The organism is uncultured Corynebacterium sp., assembly GCF_947253065.1.
Lineage (GTDB): Bacteria > Actinomycetota > Actinomycetes > Mycobacteriales > Mycobacteriaceae > Corynebacterium.
This window is the reverse complement of sequence record NZ_CAMXWS010000011.1, coordinates 1-17,270: the sequence shown is the minus strand read 5'-3', so window position 1 is coordinate 17,270 and position 17,270 is coordinate 1. Positions and strand designations below refer to the sequence as shown.

18 protein-coding genes and 2 tRNA genes are annotated in these 17,270 nt (G+C 59.0%); 9 read left to right on the top strand and 11 right to left on the bottom strand.

Annotated elements, in window-relative coordinates; all coding sequences use genetic code 11:
* The gene (locus tag Q0X21_RS04345; RefSeq protein ID WP_297850527.1) at positions 1 to 450 is read right to left on the bottom strand and encodes a DUF3099 domain-containing protein; all 450 of its coding nucleotides are present in this window, start codon (positions 448 to 450) and stop codon (positions 1 to 3) included.
* A gap of 86 nt (positions 451 to 536) precedes the next feature.
* Here Q0X21_RS04345 and Q0X21_RS04340 point away from each other — a divergent pair, with 86 nt between their 5' ends.
* From Q0X21_RS04340 to Q0X21_RS04330, 3 genes are read left to right on the top strand one after another with little or no spacing between them, the layout of a single operon-like run.
* Positions 537 to 788, top strand: coding sequence for a DUF3039 domain-containing protein (locus tag Q0X21_RS04340; RefSeq protein WP_297850578.1), 252 nt, complete (start codon positions 537 to 539; stop codon positions 786 to 788).
* A complete protein-coding gene (locus tag Q0X21_RS04335) occupies positions 785 to 2,542 on the top strand; it encodes a DEAD/DEAH box helicase (protein WP_297850526.1) in 1,758 nt (585 codons plus the stop codon). Before Q0X21_RS04340 ends, Q0X21_RS04335 begins: the two co-directional genes overlap by 4 nt.
* Before the next feature lie 13 nt (positions 2,543 to 2,555).
* On the top strand, positions 2,556 to 3,044 hold the full coding sequence (locus Q0X21_RS04330) for a DUF4190 domain-containing protein (RefSeq protein ID WP_297850524.1): 489 nt from the start codon (positions 2,556 to 2,558) through the stop codon (positions 3,042 to 3,044).
* Between the two features lie 97 nt (positions 3,045 to 3,141).
* Here the strand turns inward: Q0X21_RS04330 and Q0X21_RS04325 are convergent, their stop codons facing one another.
* Both Q0X21_RS04325 and ppgK read right to left on the bottom strand, forming a co-directional pair.
* Complete coding sequence (locus Q0X21_RS04325; protein ID WP_297850523.1) at positions 3,142 to 4,761, bottom strand: RNA polymerase sigma factor; 1,620 nt, start codon at positions 4,759 to 4,761, stop codon at positions 3,142 to 3,144.
* Between the two features lie 312 nt (positions 4,762 to 5,073).
* Positions 5,074 to 5,883 carry a polyphosphate--glucose phosphotransferase gene (gene ppgK / locus Q0X21_RS04320; RefSeq protein WP_297850521.1) on the bottom strand — a complete coding sequence of 270 codons (810 nt, stop codon included), beginning with the start codon at positions 5,881 to 5,883 and terminating at the stop codon, positions 5,074 to 5,076.
* 227 nt (positions 5,884 to 6,110) lie between these two features.
* On the opposite strand from ppgK, the gene Q0X21_RS04315 reads away from it, so the two are divergent.
* The gene (locus tag Q0X21_RS04315; protein ID WP_297850520.1) at positions 6,111 to 6,404 is read left to right on the top strand and encodes a DUF4193 domain-containing protein; all 294 of its coding nucleotides are present in this window, start codon (positions 6,111 to 6,113) and stop codon (positions 6,402 to 6,404) included.
* A gap of 9 nt (positions 6,405 to 6,413) precedes the next feature.
* Here Q0X21_RS04315 and Q0X21_RS04310 read toward each other — a convergent pair whose 3' ends face one another.
* Entirely contained in the window at positions 6,414 to 6,962 is a 549-nt protein-coding gene (locus tag Q0X21_RS04310) for a DUF3093 domain-containing protein (protein WP_297850577.1), read from the bottom strand.
* 169 nt (positions 6,963 to 7,131) lie between these two features.
* Between Q0X21_RS04310 and dut the strand changes: the two genes are divergently transcribed.
* The 4 genes from dut (at position 7,132) to dxs (ending at position 11,904) form a co-directional block, all read left to right on the top strand.
* Positions 7,132 to 7,605, top strand: a complete 474-nt coding sequence (gene dut / locus Q0X21_RS04305; RefSeq protein WP_297850576.1) for a dUTP diphosphatase — start codon at positions 7,132 to 7,134, stop codon at positions 7,603 to 7,605.
* 67 nt (positions 7,606 to 7,672) lie between these two features.
* Positions 7,673 to 8,542: a DUF3710 domain-containing protein gene (locus tag Q0X21_RS04300; protein ID WP_297850519.1), complete on the top strand. Its 870-nt coding sequence runs from the start codon at positions 7,673 to 7,675 to the stop codon at positions 8,540 to 8,542.
* 25 nt (positions 8,543 to 8,567) lie between these two features.
* Entirely contained in the window at positions 8,568 to 9,866 is a 1,299-nt protein-coding gene (locus tag Q0X21_RS04295) for a class I SAM-dependent RNA methyltransferase (RefSeq protein ID WP_297850518.1), read from the top strand.
* A gap of 115 nt (positions 9,867 to 9,981) precedes the next feature.
* A complete protein-coding gene (dxs, locus tag Q0X21_RS04290) occupies positions 9,982 to 11,904 on the top strand; it encodes a 1-deoxy-D-xylulose-5-phosphate synthase (protein WP_297850517.1) in 1,923 nt (640 codons plus the stop codon).
* A gap of 2 nt (positions 11,905 to 11,906) precedes the next feature.
* Here dxs and Q0X21_RS04285 read toward each other — a convergent pair whose 3' ends face one another.
* Together Q0X21_RS04285 and Q0X21_RS04280 are read right to left on the bottom strand one after the other, a co-directional pair.
* Positions 11,907 to 13,121: an HRDC domain-containing protein gene (locus tag Q0X21_RS04285; RefSeq protein WP_297850516.1), complete on the bottom strand. Its 1,215-nt coding sequence runs from the start codon at positions 13,119 to 13,121 to the stop codon at positions 11,907 to 11,909.
* A gap of 6 nt (positions 13,122 to 13,127) precedes the next feature.
* Positions 13,128 to 13,694: a DUF3000 domain-containing protein gene (locus Q0X21_RS04280; RefSeq protein ID WP_297850575.1), complete on the bottom strand. Its 567-nt coding sequence runs from the start codon at positions 13,692 to 13,694 to the stop codon at positions 13,128 to 13,130.
* Between the two features lie 222 nt (positions 13,695 to 13,916).
* Between Q0X21_RS04280 and hemQ the strand changes: the two genes are divergently transcribed.
* On the top strand, positions 13,917 to 14,618 hold the full coding sequence (gene hemQ, locus Q0X21_RS04275) for a hydrogen peroxide-dependent heme synthase (protein ID WP_297850515.1): 702 nt from the start codon (positions 13,917 to 13,919) through the stop codon (positions 14,616 to 14,618).
* Between the two features lie 100 nt (positions 14,619 to 14,718).
* On the opposite strand, the gene msrB is transcribed toward hemQ, so the two are convergent.
* The 5 genes from msrB to Q0X21_RS04250 form a co-directional block, all read right to left on the bottom strand.
* Complete coding sequence (gene msrB / locus Q0X21_RS04270; RefSeq protein ID WP_297850514.1) at positions 14,719 to 15,138, bottom strand: peptide-methionine (R)-S-oxide reductase MsrB; 420 nt, start codon at positions 15,136 to 15,138, stop codon at positions 14,719 to 14,721.
* On the bottom strand, positions 15,113 to 16,360 hold the full coding sequence (locus tag Q0X21_RS04265) for a glycosyltransferase family 87 protein (protein ID WP_297850513.1): 1,248 nt from the start codon (positions 16,358 to 16,360) through the stop codon (positions 15,113 to 15,115). The genes msrB and Q0X21_RS04265 overlap by 26 nt, the downstream gene beginning before the upstream one ends.
* A 25-nt stretch (positions 16,361 to 16,385) precedes the next feature.
* Positions 16,386 to 17,054, bottom strand: a complete 669-nt coding sequence (locus Q0X21_RS04260; RefSeq protein ID WP_297850512.1) for a dihydrofolate reductase family protein — start codon at positions 17,052 to 17,054, stop codon at positions 16,386 to 16,388.
* A gap of 51 nt (positions 17,055 to 17,105) precedes the next feature.
* Positions 17,106 to 17,181, bottom strand: a tRNA-Gly gene (locus Q0X21_RS04255).
* Positions 17,182 to 17,198: 17 nt separating this feature from the next.
* Positions 17,199 to 17,270, bottom strand: a tRNA-Val gene (locus tag Q0X21_RS04250).

Below are 17,270 nucleotides of genomic sequence, written 5' to 3'. Positions count from 1 at the left end.
TTAATCCTCGTGGTCGATCGTGTCGGGGAGATTGGGCGAGGAGCCGTGAGGCATCCTGGATGTCAGTTGCTGCTGCTGTGCCGCCGCGATCTGTGCCTGGCGTGCGACAGCTGGTTTGTACACGTTGCGCGTGCGCTTATCGCGCACCTCATGGCCGTCATTTGCCACCACGACCGAAATCCAGGGCAATGGAATGGAAATAGCGAAAAAGAGGATGGCAAGCCACCAGTTGTGCCACCACATCACAGCCGCAATGGACAAGAACACAAATGGCAAACGCAGACCCTGCATGATCAAATACGCACGTTCACGGGAACGGCGATTCTCCGACTGTGAGCGTTGCGCCGAGGTGATCAAAGCCGCTTTCTTGCGCGAAAAACGCTTGCCGGGCGTGCTTACAGCATCCCCCTCCACAACGGAGGGATCGTTGTAATCACCTGGTGTACTCATGAGTCCCAAGGGTAGACCCGGAAGCGATGCTTGTGCGACCGGGTGTGCCGCAGCGCGTTTCATCATGGTTCGGGCAATGAGGCATGATGGGGTGCGTGACGCAGACAACGACGAAGACTATTGAACGGCCCGATGTCCGCGAAGACACCTCGCAGGACAATGACACCCCGAAGTTCTTCCACTACGTGAAGAAGGACCAAATTGTCAGCTCCGCTGTAAGCGGTGACATGGTGGTCGCGTTGTGTGGAGAGACCTTCCCGGTGCGCAAGCAAGCCAAGCCCGGCTCACCTGTGTGCCCGGACTGTGAGCGGATCTATAAGGGGCTGCGCCGCAAGTGACCCAGGCTGTTTCAGGGAATGGGCCGTCTCTGCGCCAATGGCAGCAGGAGGCCCTTGACCTTTTTCTCGCTAAGAAGCCGAAGGACTTCCTTGCCGTGGCTACACCTGGCGCAGGTAAGACGACCTTTGCGCTGACTTTGGCGAGCACGCTGCATGCCGAAAGGACTGTGGAGCGCATCATCGTGGTGGTGCCCACGGAACACCTGAAGGTGCAGTGGTCTGAGGCAGCAGCCCGGTTCGGGCTCTCCCTTGACCCGGAGTTCACTAACTCTTCCGCGGTCAACCCTGCCTATGACGGTGTGGTGGTCACCTACGCACAGGTGGGTATGCACCCCTTTAAGCACCATGCGGTGGCGTCTGCTCGCCGCACTCTGGTGATCTTGGATGAGATCCACCACGCCGGTGACGCAAAGAGCTGGGGTGATGGTGTACGTGAGGCATATAACGACGTCACGCACCGCCTCGCACTAACGGGTACGCCATTCCGCTCAGATGATTCGGCGATCCCGTTTGTCACCTATGAAGAAGACGGGGAAGGCCACCTCGTCTCACAAGCGGACTACACCTATGGTTATGCCGAAGCGCTTGCCGACGGCGTGGTGCGCCCCGTTGTTTTCCTTGCCTACAGTGGTGAGGCACAGTGGAAGGACTCCGCGGGTGAAGAGTATTCCGCACGCCTGGGTGAACCGCTCGATGCTGCGCAGACAGCCCGTGCTTGGAAGACCGCCCTTGATCCGAAGGGGGACTGGATCGCCGCGGTACTGCAAGCAGCACAGACACGGTTGACCAAGATTCGTGGGCACATGCCTGATGCCGGTGGCCTAGTCATCGCTACCGACACGACTACTGCGCGTGCGTACGCGAAGATCCTGAAGACAATCAGTAATACCCCGGTGACGGTGGTGCTTTCTGATGAGCCAGGCTCATCCAAACGCATTGCCGAGTTCTCAGCCTCGCAGGACGAATGGCTGGTGGCTGTCCGCATGGTCTCTGAGGGCGTTGACGTGCCCCGTCTAGCAGTAGGCGTGTACGCCACTTCAGCGTCCACCCCGCTGTTCTTCGCTCAGGCAATCGGGCGCTTTGTTCGCTCCCGTATGCCGGGTGAATCAGCCTCGATCTTCCTACCATCCGTCCCGGTACTGCTCCGTCTGGCCGAGGAGATGGAAGTCTCCCGTGACCACGTTCTGGGCAAACCGCACCGCGAACCCGGGTGGTCCGATGAGCTACTGGAACAAGCCAACCAAAAGCGCAGTGAACCGGACGAGGCCCCCACCTATGAGTCCATCGGGGCCTCCGCCGAACTAGATTCCCTGATCTTTGATGGCTCAACGTATGGCACACCGACGCTTGCTGGCACCGAAGAAGAACAAGACTTCCTTGGACTGCCGGGCCTGCTTGATGCAGAACAAGTAAAGACCTTGTTGCGCAAGCGTCAATCTGAACAGCTCGACGCTAGGGAAGCAGAAGAAAAAGCGCGCCGGGCGCAAGAGGCTGCTGAAGAAAAGCGATCGCAGGCAGGCGCGCCGTCTGTGCATGGTGCGCCGTCGTCGGCCGGTGACAGTGGTGTGGCTTCAGAGGACATCCCGGCATTGCGCCAAGAGCTCAATGCTCGTGTGGCCATCATGGCGTCTCGCACGGGGCGCCCGCACGGCGCGATCCACACAGAAGTACGCAAGGCTTGTGGCGGTCCACCGACAGCGCTGTGTACAGCCGACCAGCTCAGAGAGCGGATCAAATACCTCACCCAGTGGTAGGCTCGGCCGCATTATGGCGCACCCGAATCCCATGAACCGTGGCCCTGTTGACCCATACGGTCGCTACACCCCGCATGGGCCAAATCCGTATGTGCCGAATTCGTATCCGCCGGTCCCGCAGCCACACCCAGCTGGTTTTGCGCGACGCGGCAATGGGTTCGCTACAGCCTCGCTTACTCTCGGGATCCTTACGGTTCTGGGTTCGTGGTACTTCCTCATCTTTGGCACTCTTGGTGCCATCGCCGGCATCATTTTCGGATCAATCGGGCTGAGCCAGCACCGTCGCGGGTTGACCCAATCAGGCCAAGCGCGAAGCATCATCGGAATCATCCTGAGCAGTCTGGCATTGGTCATCGCCATCATCTTCGCGGTGCTTGTCTTCATGATCATCATGGAAGAAGGCGGTGGCACTCTCACCGATCCTGCTGTTCCCGACAGCGGAGTCGGGGAGAACGAAAGCTTCCTGGACCGGTCACGCGACCGCTACATGGAACACACTTAAGAGCTGAAATGAAGTAGCTGAAACACGAAAACGGCCCCCGGGGAGTGAATCCCGTGGGGCCGTTCAATCGTCGATAAGCGCTTTGTACTGCTTGGAATTAGTCCAGGTAGTCGCGCAGCACCTGCGAACGCGACGGGTGGCGCAGCTTCGACATCGTCTTCGACTCGATCTGGCGGATACGCTCACGGGTCACGCCGTAGACTTGGCCGATCTCATCGAGCGTGCGCGGCATTCCGTCCGTCAGACCAAAGCGCAGGCGCACAACTCCAGCTTCACGCTCAGACAGCGTGTGCAGCACGTCCTGCAGCTGATCCTGCAGGAGGGTGAAGGACACAGCATCGACAGCAACGACTGCCTCAGAGTCCTCAATGAAGTCACCAAGCTGGCTATCGCCCTCATCACCGATGGTCTGATCCAGCGAGATCGGCTCGCGAGCGTACTGCTGGATCTCGAGGACCTTCTCCTCGGTGATGTCCATTTCCTTAGCCAGCTCCTGCGGCGTCGGCTCACGGCCGAGGTCCTGCAGCAGCTCACGCTGGATGCGGCCGAGCTTGTTGATGACCTCGACCATGTGCACCGGAATACGAATGGTGCGGGCCTGGTCAGCCATCGCGCGGGTGATTGCCTGGCGGATCCACCACGTTGCGTACGTGGAGAACTTGTAACCCTTGGAGTAATCGAACTTCTCCACCGCACGGATCAAACCGAGGTTGCCTTCCTGGATCAGGTCCAAGAAAGCCATGCCACGGCCGGTGTAGCGCTTAGCAAGGGAGACCACGAGACGAAGGTTTGCCTCGAGCAGGTGGTTCTTCGCCTTGCGACCATCGCGTGCCACGGCACGCAGGTCGCGCTTCACCGCAGGGGTGAGCTTGGCGTCCTTATCGCCCTCATCAGCAGCACGCTGCATCTCATCTAGGCGGTACTGGGCGTACAAGCCAGACTCGATGCGCTTTGCCAGAGAGACCTCCTGCTCAGCGTCGAGCAGTGCGACCTTGCCGATCTGCTTCAAATAAGCGCGGACCGAGTCAGCAGAAGCCGTGAGCTGTGCATCCTTACGAGCCTGGCGCAGGGCAGCAGATTCCTCAATATCCCAGACGGACGGTGCGGAGTTGCTGTCATCCTCATCATCATCGCTGGGTGCTGGTGTTTTATCGGAAGCGTCTTCCTTGCCCAGCTCCGGCACGACATCCTCTGCGTCGTCCTCGTCCTCGTCTTCCTCGATCACAGCATCGACGACCTCTTCATCATCAAGGTCCTCATCGAGGTCATCATCCAGACCGTCCTCATCGATGTCATCGTCGAGGTCATCATCCAGACCGTCCTCATCGATGTCATCGTCCAGCAAGTCGTCGTTGAGTTCGTCCTCGCTGTCCTCGGACTCGTCGATTTCGTCCGCCTCCGGAGCAGCTTTAGCTGCTGCAGTCTTGCGCACGGTCTTCTTCGCAGCCGACTTCCGGACCGTCTTCTTCGCGGTTTTCTTGGCGGTCTTCTTCACTGCCTTCTTGGCAGTCTTTTTAGCTGCCTTCTTCGTAGTCTTTTTGGCAGTGGTCTTCTGGGCGGTCTTCTTCGCTGCTTTCTTTGCCGTCTTTTTCGCAGCGGTCTTGCGGGCAGGCGAAGCAGCCCCGGTGCTTCCGGATGCCTGGCCGTCGGCGCTGCTAGTTGCTGCGTCAGAGCTGGTATCAGGGCTCTTCTTGTTGGATGCGGTGCTCGCTGCCACGTACGACCTTTCATGAGCTCGTCGCTTCTCGTTGTCAATGTGCCACCACCATACGGGAGAGTGGTTTCAACAAGGAGAGGCGGAGTCTATTCCTACGTCCATGAGTTACGGCGCGGCACCAGCACCGAAAAGGATTGTCCTTGCCGGTGCCAGTACCGCTGGGTATTGAACAACCCTACAGCATACGCATGTACAAGTAGTGTGCGCCACCTCCATTAACTTTTTAGTTTCAACGGTGGGCGATTAGGGCCAGTGCTGTAGGTGAACGGTCTGGTTAATGACCGTGCTGTTCGCTTCGTCTGAGTGGGGAATTTAGGGTGCCACGTTTTTCCACACAGCCATGGCGGCACCGACGATGCCTGCCCGGTTGCGCAGCTGTGCCGGCACCACAGGAGTTTCAACGGTGAGAAGAGGCACCCACTTGTCGTGTTTGCGGGAGATGCCACCGCCCACAACGAATGTGGTCGGATTGAACAACTTCTCGTATTCAGTGAGGACCTTATCCACTCGCTTTGCCCACTTCTTGTAGCTGAGGTCCTCACGGTCCTTCGCTGAGGAAGACGCTTGGTGCTCGGCTTCCTTGCCATCCACGATCATGTGGCCGATCTCAGTGTTGGGGTAGAGCTCGCCGTCCATGAGGAATGCGGATCCAATTCCGGTGCCGAATGTCAGGAAGATGACGGCACCAGAGCGAGCAGTCTCATCACCGAAGGCGACTTCGGCGAGGCCGGCCGCATCTGCGTCGTTAAGCACTGCAATGTGGCGTCCGCCGAGATGTTCAGTGAAAAGGTCATGGACGTTGGTGCCAATCCACGAGCTGTCAATATTCGCGGCGCTGCGGGCGACTTGGTCAGTGACAACTGACGGCAAGCACACGCCCACCGGACCATCCCACCCAAGCTGGTTGAGAATTTCTGCCGCGGTGGACGCGACAGCCTCGGGCGTTGCGGGCTGTGGAGTTGCGATTTTGATGCGCTCACCGACGAACTCGCCAGTGTGCATATCCACGATGGCGCCTTTGACACCGGAGCCTCCGATATCGATGCCGCAGCAGTAATGCTCTGCATCTGTCACTGCTGGCTGCGTGCTGTTTTCGCTATTGCCGTTAACTCCGTTAACCATGGTGCACAATTCTAGCTGGCTCACGGCGAGATTGGGGCCACGAGGCTCGGCGAAGGCACCCCGTACGACACGCCAGAAAGGCCAATGTGTGTCAGAAACATGACAGATCAAGATCGTTGTTTTAGGATCGCGTCGAAAGTAGAGCAGTAAGGGCCTTCGAGAGGCGTTCTTTTCGCCACAACTGTGCGGTTCTTACTGGGACGATGTTTGGCAAAGGAGACCCACTAGTGGCCACCGATTACGACGCACCGCGCCGCCGCCTCGACGATGAGATTGAGACCGACTCGCTCGAAGGTCTCAAGGCTCAGGAGGCTGCCGGAAGCAGCATGGATGATGACGGCGAGGTTGTTGACGCTTTTGATCCTCCGCAGGTTGATCTGTCTGGGGAGGAGCTCAATGTTTCTGTTGTGCCGAAGCAGCAGAATGAGTTCACCTGTGCGTCCTGTTTCTTGGTGCAGAAGAACAACCGCCTGGGGCACACCGAGCCGGACGGCTCCAAGATCTGCCTCGACTGCGAATAAAACTGGGTGTTACGCCTTCGTGAGGGGTTCGATGGCCCGGTCGGCTTGATCGGGCACGAAGGCGCGCAACAGTTCTTCGGGGTTCTTTGACGACACCAACCAGTAGGGGGTGGGGTCTTCTGGGTCGTCGAGTACAAACAGCGTCAGCTGGTCTACCCAGGCGTGATGCACGAGGTACGCAGCGGGGTCGAGCTGCCGGCCGAGCGCATTGCGCTTCGCGGATTTCGGCACAGCCAAAGAGCGCGTGACCACAGTATTTGGAAGGTTCGCTTCCCCGATCACCAACCACCGTGTGCCATCGGTATCGCGTTCAACCTTGACCACGGTTGAAGACAGGTGGATTAAGAACCATGCGATGACCGCTGCGACGACCAGAAATGCGATGGCGAACCACGCAATTCCGCGGTTATTGCCCATTTGGGCTCCGATGAGTGCTGCGAATGCGATGGCAGCAACCCACCACCACGCCGGAACCCATTGGCGCTCGGAGTAGAGGACTTCCGGGCCAGCGGCCGGACGGGGACTTCCAGTGGGATTATCGCTCGAAGCAGGGCTCATATTCTCACTCGTATTTTCGGTCACGCATTCCATGTTAAGCAGGGCGGGCCGGTTCGCTTAATCATGCGCACTGCGCGCCGAACTACGGGGCATGCTTATCGACGCCGACAGCAACCGTCTTCAGCGTCCGCTCAACCCCGTGACGTAGTGTGGGGCCGTGACTAATCACGTGAATGAACCTCAAAACAACGGGCAGTCAGCTGGCATTGGGCCGATTCCGCTGAAGCGGTTGGACCCGGAGCTGCCAATGCCAAAGCGTGCGCACCGCGGTGATGCCGGGGTGGATCTGCACTCAGCTGAAGACATCACTCTTGCACCGGGAGAGCGCGCTCTGGTGAGCACGGGTATTGCCTTGGCGCTTCCGTTGGGCACAGTGGGCTTGATTCATCCGCGCTCTGGTTTAGCCGCTAAGCATGGTCTGACCATCGTGAACACACCGGGCACTATTGACGCGGACTATCGCGGTGAGTTGAAAGTGTGCCTGTTGAACACTGATAAGGACACTGCTTTTGAAGTCACGCGTGGGATGCGCATTGCTCAGCTCGTAGTTCAGCGTGTGGAGCTGCCTGATTTCATGGAAGTGGACGAATTGGATGAAACAGTTCGTGGTGCCGGCGGTTACGGCTCCACTGGCGTGAACTGATGACGAGACAAGCACGACGATAATTAGTTAGTAGCGACGAAAACGACGTTAAGGAGTACCTCGCACCATGGCACTGTGGCCGTTTGGCAAGAAGAATAAGAAAGCAAATGAGGCTGCGCAGGCACCGCAATCTGCAGATCAGACCTCCCAGGAATCTTCGCAGAATCCGAGTTCTGAGCTGACTATTACGGACCTTCAAGAAGGCGCAACCACGAAGGCCAATGAGGAGCCTTCCGAAACCGAGGCTGAGCGCGACAACGAGCCCGAAAGCACCGCACCGGCGAAGCCAGCTGACCAGGGTCCCGTCACCATCGAGCACGATGCCATTGGTGGAAACACTGGCCCGTTCGATGGCGACAGCGTGGACATCAATGATTTTGACTTCAGTGATTTCGCCGAAGGCATCTTGAATCTGGGTTCGATCCAGCTGCCATTGCCGAAGGGCTCCCAGGTGCAGGTGGAGATGGGGGAGCAAGGCCCGCGCATGCTCCATGTTGTCACTCAGTACGGTCGCATCACGCCGGTCGCTTTTGCGTCGCCAAGTTCTGGCGGCATGTGGGAAGAATCCAGTGACGAGATCTTCGAAGGCATGACTGAAGAAGGCATGCCCGTCACGTACGAGGCTGGCCCATGGGGACGCGAAGTTGTTGGCCGCGGTGAGAATGGCGTGATTCGCATCGTTGGTGTGGAAGGACCGCGTTGGCTGTACCGCGTCACCCTAGCTGCACCGCACGGTAAGGAAGACGACCTGGCCAAACTCGCACGCGAGATCATTGCCCGCTCGTTCGTCTACCGCGGTTCGACGCCGGTGCTGGCTGGTAACTCACTGCCGGTGGAACTTCCTGCACAGCTAGCGGCCCAGCTCCAGCAGGCAATGGCGCAACAGCAACAGCAGCAAAACGAACAGAATCAGCAGAACCAGAATCCGGAAAACTAGACCTTCAATGGACGACCAACCCTCAATGTCTTCTGCCTCCGCACCAGGGGCACCTTCCAACCTCAATGTGGGAGATGAACTCACACTCACTCCCACCGCCATGGCGCACGGCGGGGAGGCCATCGCGCAAGCGCCTGATGGGCGAGTGGTCTTTGTCGCCGGGGCGATCCCTGGTGATACCGCTCGAGTGACCTTGACCCGGGTGAAGAAGAATTGGGCGCGCGGGACGGCGACATCGATCGAGGCACCGTCTACTGATCGTGTGGACCCGATGTGCCCAGCAGCAAAGGCAGGTGCTGGATGTTGCGATTATTCGCATATCGCACCGGCTGCACAGCAGCGGTTTAAGCGTGAGATCCTGGTAGGGCAGCTGGATAAATTTGCTAAGAGCAGTGGCGTGCTCACCGGATTCGATCTCGCCTCCGATCTTGAGCAGGAAGCTCTCGCCCCGCAAACAGGCTGGCGCACACGCGTCCGGTTCGGCGTTGGACCCGATGGGCGTGCTGGAATGCGTAAGGCGAAAAGCCACGATGTGATTTCAGGAATTCGATGCACGCAAGTGGGCGACGAAGTGCAAGACGGAATCGTGGGCGAGGACGCACGCACGTTCACACCCGGTGCGGAATTGGTCGTTGTCATGGATTCACGCGGCCGGCGCCATGTCGTGGAAACACAGCGTGCTCAGCGAGGCAAGCGCATTGAGCGGATCCAAACGCGCATTGAAGGCGAAGAGAATGTCACGCAGGCCGTGCCGGCGCCGGTGGGGAGCGGACTAGGAGAGTCTGTGTTCACCTTTCCGCCAACGGCATTCTGGCAGGCACACACGTCCGCGCCGGCGACCTATTGCGGCTACATCGCTAAGTGGGCGCAAGACACGTATGCCCGTCCCATTGGGTGGGACCTTTATGGCGGTGTCGGACTCTTCGTCCCGCAGATCAGCGAGGCACTAGGCACTGGCGCCCAGGTGGTCAGCGTGGATTATTCGGCGGCAGCGACCCGCTCAAAACAGCCCGTACTGGAGCACTTCGATGTTGAGGTACGCAACCAAAAGGTCGAAGCCAGCATCGACGCCTTGCCCGATCCGGGGTTGGTCGTGCTTGATCCACCGCGCACGGGGGCGGGTGAAGAAGTCGTTAAAGCAGTAGCAGCGCGTGAACCACAGCGAGTGATTCACATCGGTTGTGACCCGGCGACATTTGCCCGCGACCTCTTTGCCTGGGGCGAAGCAGGCTATGTTGTCGAGCACATGGCGCTTATCGACGCATTCCCGAACACTCACCACTTCGAAGTGCTGACCAGTCTGATTCCGGCCCACGGAAAATAATGGTTTTGCTGGGCTAGCGTGTAAACTAGTCCAAACGATGAAGACCGCTAATGATTGCCCTAACTGGGGTGATACAGGCGGGAGAGAATTCGCTGAGAAGGAGCCAAGACGAAAAGTGAGTAGGCTTGACCACCTCAACCTTCCCGCTGACTTGAAGCGTATGTCGGCGGAGGAACTCGACCGCCTTGCTCGTGAAATCCGCGAATTCCTCATTCAAAAGGTCTCTAAAACAGGCGGGCACCTCGGCCCGAACCTCGGTGTCGTTGAGCTGACGATCGCGTTGCACGCGGTATTCGACTCACCGCAGGAGCCGATCCTGTTTGATACGTCGCACCAGTCTTACGTGCACAAAATTCTCACGGGACGTGTTGGCGAATTTGATACTCTCCGCCAAAAAGATGGCCTGTCTGGGTACACCAGTCGCAGTGAGTCTGAGCATGACTGGACTGAGTCCTCGCACGCATCCGCGGCGTTGTCGTACGCCGATGGGCTTTCGAAGGCGAAGGTGCTGCAAGGCCATGGTGCAGACAATGTCGTCGCTGTTGTCGGTGATGGTGCTCTCACCGGTGGCATGTGCTGGGAAGCGTTGAACAATATCGCTGCGGGCAACCGCAATGTGGTGATCGTGGTCAATGACAACGGTCGCTCCTATTCGCCGACGATCGGTGGCTTTGCCCGCAACCTGGAGGATTTGAAATCCCAGATCGCACAGATCCGGATTCAGCCTGGCTATGACGAGGTGATGCAGCAAGGCAAGCGCACCTTGAAGTCCATGGGCTGGGTAGGTGAGCGTGCGTTCGGTGCGTTGCAGGCAGTCAAAGAGGGCATCAAGCACCAGGTAGTGACCACGCAGATGTTCCAAGACCTGGGCATGAAATATGTCGGCCCGATTGAGGGGCACGACATCGAGGCCTTGATGACTGCGCTGGCGTATGCGAAGCAGCATGATGGTCCGCTGATCATTCACGTGGCAACTGAGAAGGGCCATGGTTTCGCCCCCGCGGTGAATAATGAGGCCGACCAGATGCACTCGACCGGTGCGATTGATCCGGTCACCGGTGAGTCGCTGGGCACGTCCCGTCCGGGCTGGACCTCTGTCTTCTCGGAGGAACTGCTGCGTGCAGCACATGAGCGTGAAGATATCGTTGCGCTGACCGCCGCGATGGCAGGTCCGACAGGTCTGACGCCTTTTGCGGAGCAATTCCCGTCCCGCTTCTTCGATGTCGGCATCGCCGAGCAGCATGCAGTGACCTCTGCGTCCGGTATGGCGCTGGGCGGATTGCATCCGGTCGTCGCGGTGTACTCCACATTCCTCAACCGTGCGTTTGATCAGCTGCTCATGGATGTCGGCTTGATCAATCAGCCGGTCACGTTGGTGCTGGATCGTGCCGGTATCACCGGTAGTGATGGCGCAAGCCACAACGGTGTGTGGGATATGGCGATCACATCGATTGTGCCAGGTATCCGCGTGGCGGCTCCGCGTGATGCGGACACCCTGCGTGAGGAATTCCGTGAGGCAATCGCGGTCGATGATGGCCCGACCGTGGTCCGATTCCCCAAGGGCGATGTCGGTCCTGCGATCGAGGCTGTGCGTCGAACTGACGGCGGTTGCGATGTTCTGGTCGAGCCAGCAGCCGGAGATGGTGAGAGCAGCGATGATGCAACACCCGAGGTCCTCATCGTGGCCATCGGTGAATTTGCTGAGTTCGCGGTCCAAGTCGCAGAGAGCCTGAACAAGAAAGGCCACCGCATCACAGTGGTGGACCCGCGTTGGATTGTGCCGATCAATCCTGAACTGGTTGACATGGCGGCGAGCGCCGACATGGTCGTGGTGTACGAAGATGGTGTGGTCCGCGGTGGCATCGGTTCCGCACTGGGCGAAGTTCTCAATGCCGCTGAGGTGGATACGCCGCTGCGTCATCTCGCATTCCCGGATGTCTTCCCGCAGCACGCATCGCGTTCGCAGCTCATCGCTGATGTGGGCTTGGATGCAGATTCGGCTCAGGCGGCTATCGAAGCGTGGATTAAAAACCTGTAGTTCTACTCGGTTTCAAGCGAGCCGAGTAATGGGGCGACTTCGGCGATCTGCCATTCACGTGCCCCGAGTGAGCGGAGCAGAATAGCTGCTTGGTGGGTGCTCCACGGGCCTGGCTCATTGGTCACCGTCCACACTGCTTCGCGCAAGATCGCTGGCGTGAGCAGTACTTCAGGCTGCACCTTCATGTCGAAAGCGGTGGATGCTACTGCAGAGCGCATGGCCTGCAGTGCCTCCCAGGAGTCAGGGTGATGGCGTTGCCAAGCAGATTTACCGGGGGCTGATCCGTCATCCTCACGCTGGGTTTGGTCCGGCCAGGTGCCAGGATCCGATGCGTAGATCTCGCGGAGTACGCGGAACCAGGCGTTCACCGCGCCGCGGCGGCGACGGGGAAAGCCCGAAATAGAGCCAAGTTCTTGTGGCGTGCGAGGTAGTTCTTTGGCGATTGCCACGAGTGCCTTGTTGTTCAAAATCTGGGACGGGGAAATATCACGGCTGCGAGCCTGCGCATCGCGCTTTTCCCACAGTGCTTTGGCCACGGCGAGGGATTTGCGTGATTTGAGGTGTGAGACCCCCTTGAGGTCCCGCCAGGTCTTGGTCGCTGGCTGAAAGTCCTCATATTCAGCGACGATGAAGGCGAACTCCTCATCAGCGAAATCGAGCTTTCCCTCGGCAGCGAGCAGCTCAGCCTGAGCTTCGGCGAGCTCATTGAGGTAGATGACGTCTTCGGCGGCATATTTCAGCCAATCAGCGGGCAGCGGAACTTCAGACCAATCTTCGCGGCCATGGCCTTTTTCCAGGGTGATGCCGCAGAATTCTTCGACCATGGCGCCCAGGTTGGGCTTATCAAAGCCAGCGATGCGTCCGGCCAGCGCGGTGTCGAAGAGTGTGCCGGGATATAGGCCTAATTCAGCCAGGCTGGGCAGGTCTTCAGGTGCAGCGTGAACTATCCAATCGCCACCGTTGACTACAGGAGCGATGATCTCCTCGAGCTCAACGCGGTGGCCTTCTGGGGCGAGCAGAAAGGTCCCGGCGTCGCGGCGATAGATCTGAACTAAGAACGCGCGGTCGTCATAACGGTAGGCCGACGCACGTTCGGTGTCGATAGCGAATGGGCCACGGCCGGCGGAAAGGGCGTCGGCGGCGCGTCGATAAGCATCCGGCGTGGCCGCGAGCTCAAAATCCGTGGTGTCTGCTGAACGCTGTGGGTTGTGCCGCATCGCGGATTAGCGGCGACCATCAATGCCGGCAACGCCTTCCGGCGGCAAGCCAGCGACGTGAGCGAGCACCTTTGAGAACGCCTCGACGTGGTGTGAGAGGTCAGTGCCGGTCGCGGTCCAGGAGGCACGCATTTCAATCTGGTATGCGCGTGGCGGGCCACCGATCTCACCGAAGCGGACTGAGGCGGTAGAAGTCACCGTGCCACCAAGATTGGTGTAATCAGCACCAGTCTCAGCCAGGGACTCGCCGAGCCACTGCCATGCGACATCCGGCAGCAATGGGTCGGAAGCCACGGCATCGTCCATATCGGCCTGGATATAGGCGACGAGACGCATCGAACCTTCCCATGCCTCCTCCGAGGAAGGGGAGTAGAGAAGGATCAATCGTCCGAAGGCATCGCCTTGGGAGTCGGTGGGGATTGGGGCGTCGTCGTCAAGCTGTTGCACCTCAAGGCCCACTGCATGGCTGTACGGCGCGGGGCGCTGCGGCGGACGAATGGTGCCGAGGCTGATCTCCGGCCGCAACTGTGCACGATGCATCGATTCCACTGCCTCATTGAATTCGGCAGGGATGGTTGCAGACTCCCCATTAGCTGCGGTGTGAGCCGCGGAATTAGACGCAGGGGAGGGAGCGGCGGAGAGATGCGGGTGGTCCGAATGTGTCACGCGTTCCAAGCTATCCAGTGGCTGCCTCCAAACTGTGGAGGCGCGCCGTTAGCTTCCCCATGGCGCGGGGTAGGATATCGATAGAACTTTTGTTGGATAGTCCCATGCGGGAAGAAAGGATGCGCCTCCATGGCACAGCCGGACCTTGAAAAGCTCAATAACACCCAGCGTTATGCCCAGTGGGCAACGTTCCGCATCATTCCGGGTGCGCTCGGAAACGATCGCGCAGACGTCATCGCTGAGGCGAAGAAGTTCTTTGCCGGCCTCGAGGAAGAGGACAAGGTCGTTGTTCGCGGCATCTACGACATCTCCGGCATCCGCTCTGAGGCGGATGTGATGATCTGGTGGCATGCCGAAGAATTCTCTGATCTGCAGAAGGCGTACAACGATTTCCGCCGCACTACCGTTTTTGGCAAGTGCCTCGAGGTGTTCTGGATCGGCGTGGGCCTGCACCGTCCGGCCGAGTTCAACCGTGGCCACCTTCCGGCATTCATCATGGGCGAAGAGCCACAAGATTGGATCACGGTCTACCCATTCACCCGTTCGTACGACTGGTACATCATGGACGCGGACAAGCGCCGTCAGCTGCTTATCGAGCATGGTCAGGCCGCAGCCGACTACAAGGATGTTCGCGCCAACACGATGTCGGCATTTTCGCTCGGCGATTACGAGTGGATGTTGGCATTTGAGGCTCCGACCCTGGAGCGCATCTCCGATTTGATGCACAAGATGCGCTATACCGAGGCACGCCTGCACGTGCGCGAGGAGCTGCCGTTCTTCTCTGGCCGTCGCGTGAAGGACGTCGCAGAGATCATCGAGGTCTTGCCTTAAGCAACAGTTCGCTTAGCGACGAACGCCTGTCCACGCATTTTCGCGTGAACAGGCGTTTTATTCTGTTTATCTAGAGCGTGGCCAGTATGAAGTCGCGTGACTACTGGACTGGCTTTTCCTCCAGCGTCATGCTGATCGAGTTAATGCAATAACGCAGATCAGTAGGGGTGTTATAGCCTTCGCCAGCGAAGACATGACCGAGGTGCGAATTGCAATTGGCGCACAACACTTCGGTGCGGACCATGCCCAGCGAGCGGTCCTCGCGCTCAATGATCTTGTCGCCTGCCAGGGGCGAGAAGAAGGACGGCCAACCGCAATGGGATTCGAATTTTTCGGTGGAGCGGAAGAGTTCCTCATTGCATGCCCGGCAGCGGTAGACGCCCTCAGTAGTGGTGTTGGTGTACTTGCCCACCCCCGGTGGCTCCGTGCCGGCCTCGCGCAGCACGTAATACTCTTCCGGACTTAAGCGCTCGCGCCACTGCTGTTCGGTCCAGTCACTGTAATTTGTGTTGTCCGCCATGAACGTGCGTCCTTTCCGGTTGTTGAAAGCGAGTGAGGGCCACAACCCAAGCAGCGACCGCAACGATGAAGACGGCCCAGCCCACGGTGGGCAGGAAGGTATTCAACCAGCGGCCGGTGACAACGTGGCCTTCCACTACCCACGTCAGCGGCGACAAGCACAGGATTATTCCCGCCCATGCAGAAGGGGAGCGCAAAGCGCTTAGCGCACTGCCGACGGTGAAAATCGCGGGGAAGAACATCATGGAGTAATACGCCTGCCCCAGCGAGGACAACAGGCAGACACCAGCGAGCAGCACCGCTGCCGTGGTCGCCGCCCAAACCCACTCTGCGGTGAAGCGGAAGCGTGCGAGGAATACCACTGCGACGAGCACAGTAGCGGCAAACAACAGGAAAAAGGCCCCGTGCAGCCAGCCCGGCATGTCGAAATAGACCGCAGCACCAGCCAGCGAGGAATTCGCATAATCGCGCGTCTGCTTCAGATACGGGGCGACAACATCGATGTAGTCACGTGCCCCCGGGGTCAGCGGCCAGGCGATCGCATTGAACACGATAGGCACGACGATCCCACTGCTGAGCGCACGCCAATCCAATCGCAGCAGTGGGAGCAACATCAAAGGCGCGAACATCGGCTTGACCAGAATGCACAGGCCCAGCACTACGCCGGCAGCCCACGACGAGCCAGCGCCCGCGGCGAGCAGCCATGCCAAAAAGGCTGTCAGGCCCAACAGCAGCACGCCGTTGATATTGGCAAAGGTGAGGGTATTCGTCACTGCTTCCGTGAGAAATGCCAGCGCCACAGCCCCCGGAAAGACTGGGCCACGCAGTGGGAACCCGCCAAGTCGCGTCAACCATGCCAGTGCACCGATGATGCATACGGCGTTGAACAGGATGAACAGCGAACGCATCGCATCGGTATTGCCAGTCAGACCCAGAGGGGACAACAACAATGTCGCGCCCGGGTTGTACAGATAGTGCGGATCGACGTGGTGGTAGATCTCGTTGTATACCGGCTCGCGCAGAACAAACCGCCGCGCAGCTGACCACACCGTGGTGAAATCATCGGTCTTGCCACCCGGAAGCGCCATGACCAAGAGGCGGTGCGCAACGAGGAACAGGGCCAGCGGCCACAGGAACGCGCTCGCCACAGCCGACCAGCGTTGTGGTTCCTCCGTAGCGGGGGAGGACCAGGTCGTGCGAAGGGCGTTCATGCGGGTAGTCACAGCACCCAAAACTACTAAAGCGAAACTAGTTTTCCGCGCTTACCCGCCGGTAGCGAGCGAAGATATGCGAGCCAGCGGAGTAAACATCTTCCAATTCGAGCTCCACATCGATATTGCCGTCAAGGCCTGATGGTTCGCCGTTGACGTGGGGTGAGCAGGTGAGGTGGAGGACGTCGATAAGCGATGCTTCGAACATCGTGGCATACAGCGACGGGCCTCCTTCGCACACGATGCGGCCGTAACCGCGGGCACGAAGCTTATCGACGATTGCTTGCGGCTCGCCCGTGCCCGTCCCGATGAGTTCTGCGCCCACCTGGGCAAGGGCATCTCGCCTGTCCTGTAGTTCCGGGTCAGTCAGTGACTTGTCCGGCGTGAGGATCAGCGGGGGCGTACCGGAGAATAATTTTGTAGTTGTGTCGAAATCTAATGAACGTGACACGACCGCCATCGCGGTAGCTGCTGGGCCATAATCCTCGGCCTTGACCGTGCCGGAACCGACCAGGATGACATCAGCCCATTCGCGCAGCGCCAACATGACTTCCTTGTCCGCATCGTTGCCGAGTGCCCCAGAGGTGCCTGACGCGGTGAAGGATCCGAATGTCGTCGTGATCGCCACAGCACGTACTTCCTCAGCGGGGGTGTCCGCACCAATGATTTCTTCGTGTGTTTTTGGGGAGGTGTTGGTTCCAGTCATGGCAAAAGAATAACCCCAGCTGCCCGGAAATGAATCCAGCAACTGGGGGAGTGGAGCGGATGACGAGACTCGAACTCGCGACCCTCACCTTGGCAAGGTGATGCGCTACCAACTGCGCTACATCCGCATCGGGCTTTCGCCCTGTGCGCGATACTGGGATCGAACCAGTGACCCCTACCGTGTCGAGGTAGTGCTCTACCGCTGAGCTAATCGCGC

Excerpts from the sequence above, each read along its gene's own strand:
- Q0X21_RS04345 (WP_297850527.1), bottom strand. The coding sequence starts at position 450 with ATGAGTACACCAGGTGATTACAACGATCCCTCCGTTGTGGAGGGGGAT.
- Q0X21_RS04340 (WP_297850578.1), top strand. The coding sequence starts at position 537 with ATGGGGTGCGTGACGCAGACAACGACGAAGACTATTGAACGGCCCGAT.
- Q0X21_RS04330 (WP_297850524.1), top strand. The coding sequence starts at position 2,556 with ATGGCGCACCCGAATCCCATGAACCGTGGCCCTGTTGACCCATACGGT.
- ppgK (WP_297850521.1), bottom strand. The coding sequence starts at position 5,883 with ATGGTTAACGGAGTTAACGGCAATAGCGAAAACAGCACGCAGCCAGCA.
- Q0X21_RS04310 (WP_297850577.1), bottom strand. The coding sequence starts at position 6,962 with ATGAGCCCTGCTTCGAGCGATAATCCCACTGGAAGTCCCCGTCCGGCC.
- Q0X21_RS04300 (WP_297850519.1), top strand. The coding sequence starts at position 7,673 with ATGGCACTGTGGCCGTTTGGCAAGAAGAATAAGAAAGCAAATGAGGCT.
- Q0X21_RS04295 (WP_297850518.1), top strand. The coding sequence starts at position 8,568 with ATGTCTTCTGCCTCCGCACCAGGGGCACCTTCCAACCTCAATGTGGGA.
- Q0X21_RS04285 (WP_297850516.1), bottom strand. The coding sequence starts at position 13,121 with ATGCGGCACAACCCACAGCGTTCAGCAGACACCACGGATTTTGAGCTC.
- hemQ (WP_297850515.1), top strand. The coding sequence starts at position 13,917 with ATGGCACAGCCGGACCTTGAAAAGCTCAATAACACCCAGCGTTATGCC.
- msrB (WP_297850514.1), bottom strand. The coding sequence starts at position 15,138 with ATGGCGGACAACACAAATTACAGTGACTGGACCGAACAGCAGTGGCGC.
- Q0X21_RS04260 (WP_297850512.1), bottom strand. The coding sequence starts at position 17,054 with ATGACTGGAACCAACACCTCCCCAAAAACACACGAAGAAATCATTGGT.